Raw genomic sequence first — 5,539 nt, forward strand, 5'->3', positions numbered from 1 at the left:
TGTCGCTCTGACCTGGAATAAGTTACGTGAACATTGCGCTCTCACCAAATCGCCTGGTCAGACCGCTTTTCTGCGCCGAGTCAGGGCACCCAGTACTTCACGGCCAGCTCCTCCACGACGGCATCGCCCTCGGCGGCCTGCTCCAGCAGCGCCAGGTCGAGGTCGATGTCGATGAGCCGGGGGTTATCCCCTTCGGCGTCACCGAGAGGGCGCCCGCCGTCTTCGCCGCGCTGGCGCAGAATCTTCGCTCGCACCCGCTCTTTCAACGACTCACTCATAAGTCGAGTGTACTGAGGGGGCGCCGCCCGAGCGGGGTGCCGAGCGGCGAAGACCGACCTAGTGGTCGTCGTCGCGCCGGCGGAACACGCGCATCGCGGTGGGGATGAGAACGACCAGGGCGCCGACGATCAGAACGATCGAGAAAATTTCCAGAAGCACACGTGCCATCATCCGGCACGGAGGGCGCCGGCGGGCGACTTCGTCGTGGGCGAGCGGACCGGAAGGGTCCCCCGGTCGACGAAGGCCCTCCACCCGTCTTCCGGGTGAAGGGCCTTCGTCGCTCCGAGCTGCCTGCGAGAATCGAACTCGCGACCTTTTCATTACGAGTGAAATGCTCTACCGACTGAGCTAAGGCAGCGTGCCTGGCGGCGCGCACGAGTTTAGCGCCTACCCCCCTGTCCAATGCAAACCACCCCTCGCCGCCTACCGGAATGCCGAGCTCAGCCGGGCCGCCATGGCGGCCACCGCGAAGCGCGGTTTGACGTTCTGTGCGAGAACCTCACGGCATTCGAGGATCGCCTCGATGCAGGTCAGCAACGCCTCCGGCCGGGCCCGCGAAGCCAGGTCGGAGGCACGCTCGGCCATGTCGGGATGGTTGGCGGTGCCGGAAGCGCCCAGGGAACGTGCCAGCGCATCCCGGTAGAGACCGGCCAGATCGATGAGGGCGCGGTCCATGATGTCGCGCTCGGTCCGCGTGCGCCTGGACTTCTGGGTGCGTTCGAGGTCCTTGAGGACGCCGGCCGCACCGCGGAGCGCCCCGGCGGCGCCCTTACCGGTGCCACCGGCGCCGAGAGCCGTCCGGAGTTCCTCGGTCTCGCGCTCGTCGCGCGCGACGCTGATCTCCTTCGCCTCGGCCTCGGCACGCTGGACCAGCTCGTCTGCGGCGGTGTAGGTGGTCGCGGGGCGGAGCACGGCTTCGGCCAGATCCAGCGCACGCCGCCGGCTGGCGCGGGCGGACTCGTCGGTGGCCAGACGCCGGGCACGGCCGACGTGGCCGCCGCTGATCGACGCCGCCCAGCTCGCGGTCTCGGCGTCGAGCCCGTCGCGTTCGCGCAGGACCCGGGCGATCGCGTCCGGGCTGGGCGTGACGAGTGCGACGTGCCGGCATCGCGAGCGCAGGGTCACGGAGATGTCCTGCGGATCGATCGACGGCGCGCACAGCAGGAACACCGTGCGTTCGGGCGGTTCCTCGACGACCTTGAGCAGCGCGTTCGCGGCGCCCTCGGTGAGCCGGTCCGCGTCCTCGATCACCACGACCTGCCACTGCCCGGTGCTCGGGCGACGCGAGGCGGTCCGAACGATGTCGCGCATCGCCTTGACGCTGATCGTGAGCCCCTCGGGGATCACCCGACGGACGTCGCCGTGGGTGCCGGCCATGGTGGTGCTGCATGCGTGGCAGTGACCGCAGCCCGGTGCCGCGGGGTCGGTGCACTGCAGGGCGGCGGCGAAGCAGAGGGCGGCGATCGACCGCCCGGAGCCGGGGGGCCCGGTGAACAGCCACGAGTGCGTCATCCGAGAACCGGCTCCGCCCCCGCGCGCGGCGGTGGCCGCGGCGGTCAGTTCGGTCTCCACGTCGCGCTGGCCGACGAGACGTTCGAAGACACCGGGCATGGCCTCAGCGTAGCGACCGGCTCCGACGCGGCCGGTGCGTCGGCCGTCCGAAACCTTCAAGACGGCGACGTCGCGGCGGCCTAGCGTCACCGTCATGACTGCACAACTCGCGCTGGTCGGGCTCGTCGTCGCCGACATGACCCGTTCCTTCGACTGCTATCGCCGCCTCGGGCTGGACCTGCCCGCCGGCTCCGACGAACCGCACTACGAGACGACGCTGCCGGGCGGGCTCCGCCTGGCGTGGGACACCCTCGAGTCGGTCCGGACCTTCCATCCGGGCTTCCGGCCGGGCACCGGTGGTCCTGCACTCGCGTTCGACTGTGGTTCACCAGCGGATGTGGACGCGACGTACCGCGACCTGCTGGAGGCGGGATGCACGAGCGTGCTCGAACCGTGGGACGCGTTCTGGAAGCAGCGGTATGCGAGCGTGCACGATCCCGACGGGCACAGCATCGAACTGTTCGCGGCCTTGCCCGCGTGACCGCTCAGCGAACGAGCGCGCCGAGCGTAACGCCGGAGAGGGCGCGTACCTCCCGTGCGAGGTGGGCCTGGTCGCTGAAACCGCACTCGGCCGCGACGTCGGAGAACGACCGGCCGGCGCGCGCGAGACCGACCGCGCGACGGAATCGCAGCACGCGCGCCAGCGTCTTCGGACCGTAGCCGTAGACCCGCAGCGCGTGCCGGTGCAACCGCCGCGCACTCCAACCCATCGACGTCGCCACCTCGGCGACGGACGCTCCGGCGCCGAGCTGCGACGCGATGCCCGTCTCGACGCTGCGGTCGACGCCGTCCAGGCGGCGCCGCGTCTCGTGCAGGAGCGCACCGAGCGGGTCGGACTCCGCGGCCGACACCAGGCGACGAACGTGCGCCTCGGGCCGGATGCGGTCCAGCGGTACGCGCGCGTCGCGCAGCTCGGCCGCGTCCACCCCGAGCACCGCCGGCCCCACCCCGGGACCGAACCGCACCGCGGTCAGGTCCCGGCGGGTGCCCAGGTCGGAGAACTGGGCGCGGGTATCCGGTCCTGCCACCAGGAAGCCGTCCTCGTGCCAGATCAGATCCGTGCAGCCGTCGGGCAGCACGGACGTTCCGGCCGTACCCGCGGTCCTCGTCGCCGTCCACACGAGCACGCCGGGTATGCCGGACGCCGCCTCGCGGTACACACGGCGAGGATAGGCCGCCGCTCCGGGGAGGGTCACTCCTTCTTCGCGGCGGCCTTCTTCGCGGTCGTCTTCTTTGCCGCGGTCTTCTTGGCGGCCGTCTTCTTGGCCGGAACCTTCTTGGCCGCGGTCTTCTTCGCGGTCTTCTTCGCCGGGCCCCGGGCGCGACGATCCGCGAGCAGCTCGGAGGCGCGTTCGTCGGTGATGGTGTCGACCTCGTCGCCCTTGCGGAGGCTGGCGTTGGTCTCGCCGTCCGTGACGTACGGGCCGAAGCGCCCGTCCTTGATCACCATCGGGCTGCCACTGACCGGGTCGGTGCCCAGCTCCCGCAGCGGCGGCGTGGCGGCGGCCTGCCGACCGCGGCGCTTGGGCTCGGAGTAGATCTTCAGCGCCTCCTCGAGGGTGACGGTGAACATCTGCTCCTCGTCGGCCAGCGACCGCGAGTCGGTGCCCTTCTTCAGGTACGGCCCGTAGCGGCCGTTCTGGGCGGTGATCTCCTCGCCCGTCGCGGGGTCGACCCCGACCACCCGCGGCAGCGACAGCAGCCGCAGGGCGTCCTCGAGCGTCACCGTCGACAGTTCCATCGACTTGAGCAGCGAGGCCGTGCGCGGCTTGGGGCCGGCCGCCTTCTTGGCGGCCTTCTTCGCCGGCGCCTTCTTCGCGGCCTTCTTCGTCACGGTGGCCGTGCCACCACCAGTCGCGGTGCCGCCCGCCGAGGGTGCCTCCTCGACCGGGATGGGCGTGATGTCCGGTTCCGGCTCCGGCTCCGGTTCGCGCAGCAGCTCGGTCACGTACGGACCGAAGCGGCCCTCCCGCGCGACGATCTCGTTGCCGCTGGCCGGGTCGACGCCGAGGACCCGGCCCTCCTGCGGGGTCGAGAACAGCTTCTCCGCGTACTCGAGCGTCAGCTCGTCCGGCGGCAGGTCGTCGGGCAGGTTCGCCCGCTGGGAGACCGGTTCCCCGTCGGGGGAGTCGGGATTGGGGACCATCCGCTCGAGATAGGGGCCGAACCGGCCGACGCGCACGTGGATCTCCCGGCCCTCGGCGTCGTCGAACAGCCGGATCGAGTTGATCTCGCGGGCGTCGATGTCCTCGAGGTTCTCTCCGACCATCTTCTTCAGGCCGCCCTCGCGCGCCACCGAGTTCTCGGCGCCGTGGGCACCACCGAAGTAGAAGCTCGTCAGCCAGTCGGTGCGCTGCTCGTGGCCGCCCGCGATCTCGTCGAGGTCGTCCTCCATGGCGGCGGTGAAGCCGTAGTCGACGAGGCGTCCGAAGTGCGCCTCGAGCAGCCCGATGACCGCGAACGCCACCCACGACGGGACCAGGGCGCTGCCACGCTTGTAGACGTAGCCGCGGTCGAGGATGGTCTTGATGATCGACGCGTACGTCGACGGCCGGCCGATGCCGAGATCCTCGAGCGCCTTGATCAGGCTGGCCTCGGTGTAGCGGGCCGGCGGGTTGGTCGAGTGGCCGTCCGGATCGAGCTCGGTCGCGGTGACGCGCTGTCCCTCGGACAGGTTGGGCAGCCGGGACTCGGCGTCGTCGGACTGGCCGCCGGCCTCCTCGTCGACGCTCTCGACGTACGCCTTGAGGAAGCCCGGGAAGGTGATGGTGCGGCCCGACGAGGAGAACGTGCACTCCTCGCCGCTCGCGGCGGTGCCGGTGATGCGCAGCGTCAGGGTGGTGCCCCGCGCGTCGGCCATCTGGGAGGCGACGGTGCGCTGCCAGATGAGCTCGTAGAGCCGGTACTCGTCGGTGTCGAGGCGTGAGTGCAGCTCGCCGGGCGTGGCGAACACGTCGCCGGCCGGACGGATCGCCTCGTGCGCCTCCTGCGCGTTCTTCACCTTGCGGGTGAACTGCCGCGGGGTGGGGTGCACGTACTGCGCGCCGTACAACTCGGTGGCCTGCGCCCGGGCGGCGGAGATCGCGCTCTCGGACAGGGTCGTCGAGTCGGTACGCATGTACGTGATGTAGCCGTTCTCGTACAGGCGCTGCGCGATGCGCATCGTGCGCTCTGACGAGAACCGCAGCTTGCGGCCCGCCTCCTGCTGCAGGGTCGACGTCATGAACGGCGCGTACGGCTTGCGGGTGTACGGCTTGCTCTCGACCGACGTCACCGTCAGGTCGACACCGTGCAGGGCCTCGGCGAGCCGTCGCGCGTACGCCTCGTCGAGCACGACGACGCCGGTGGACTTGAGCTGCCCGTCGGGTCCGAAGTCGCGGCCGGCCGCGACGCGGGCGCCGTCGACACCGACGAGCCGGGCCCCGAACGAGCGGGGGCTCGCGTCGGCGCCGGCGTCGAGCGTGGCGGCGATGTCCCAGTACGTCGCGGACCGGAAGGCCATGCGCTCGCGTTCGCGCTGCACGATGACCCGAGTGGCGACGGACTGCACGCGGCCCGCCGACAACCGCGGCATGACCTTCTTCCACAGCACCGGGCTGACCTCGTAGCCGTAGAGGCGGTCGAGGATGCGGCGGGTCTCCTGGGCGTC

5 protein-coding genes and 1 tRNA gene are annotated in these 5,539 nt (G+C 70.9%); 1 reads left to right on the plus strand and 5 read right to left on the minus strand.

The genetic code is table 11. The features are described 5' to 3' along the window. Positions 1-80 precede the first annotated feature (80 nt). From CQZ88_RS22875 to CQZ88_RS22885, 3 genes are all read right to left on the minus strand, one after another. The gene (locus CQZ88_RS22875; RefSeq protein WP_029547229.1) at positions 81-278 is read right to left on the minus strand and encodes a hypothetical protein; all 198 of its coding nucleotides are present in this window, start codon (positions 276-278) and stop codon (positions 81-83) included. 286 nt (positions 279-564) lie between these two features. After that, positions 565-637: transfer RNA gene (locus CQZ88_RS22880), tRNA-Thr, on the minus strand. Between the two features lie 65 nt (positions 638-702). After that, positions 703-1,890 carry a DNA polymerase III subunit delta' gene (locus CQZ88_RS22885; RefSeq protein WP_029547228.1) on the minus strand — a complete coding sequence of 396 codons (1,188 nt, stop codon included), beginning with the start codon at positions 1,888-1,890 and terminating at the stop codon, positions 703-705. Positions 1,891-1,984: 94 nt separating this feature from the next. On the opposite strand from CQZ88_RS22885, the gene CQZ88_RS22890 reads away from it, so the two are divergent. After that, entirely contained in the window at positions 1,985-2,371 is a 387-nt protein-coding gene (locus CQZ88_RS22890) for a VOC family protein (RefSeq protein WP_050034523.1), read from the plus strand. Between the two features lie 4 nt (positions 2,372-2,375). Here CQZ88_RS22890 and CQZ88_RS22895 read toward each other — a convergent pair whose 3' ends face one another. Continuing rightward, a complete protein-coding gene (locus tag CQZ88_RS22895) occupies positions 2,376-3,050 on the minus strand; it encodes an AraC family transcriptional regulator (RefSeq protein ID WP_006940060.1) in 675 nt (224 codons plus the stop codon). 32 nt (positions 3,051-3,082) lie between these two features. Then, positions 3,083-5,539, minus strand: a 2,457-nt coding sequence (gene topA, locus CQZ88_RS22900) for a type I DNA topoisomerase (RefSeq protein ID WP_258008731.1), incomplete at its 5' end; no start/stop codon positions are given.

It is taken from the genome of Rhodococcus sp. ENV425 (assembly GCF_002887785.1).
In the GTDB taxonomy this organism is placed as follows: Bacteria; Actinomycetota; Actinomycetes; order Mycobacteriales; family Mycobacteriaceae; genus Rhodococcus; species Rhodococcus aetherivorans.

Coding starts and splice junctions, on each gene's coding strand:
- CQZ88_RS22875 (WP_029547229.1), bottom strand. CDS start 278: ATGAGTGAGTCGTTGAAAGAGCGGGTGCGAGCGAAGATTCTGCGCCAG.
- CQZ88_RS22885 (WP_029547228.1), bottom strand. CDS start 1,890: ATGCCCGGTGTCTTCGAACGTCTCGTCGGCCAGCGCGACGTGGAGACC.
- CQZ88_RS22890 (WP_050034523.1), top strand. CDS start 1,985: ATGACTGCACAACTCGCGCTGGTCGGGCTCGTCGTCGCCGACATGACC.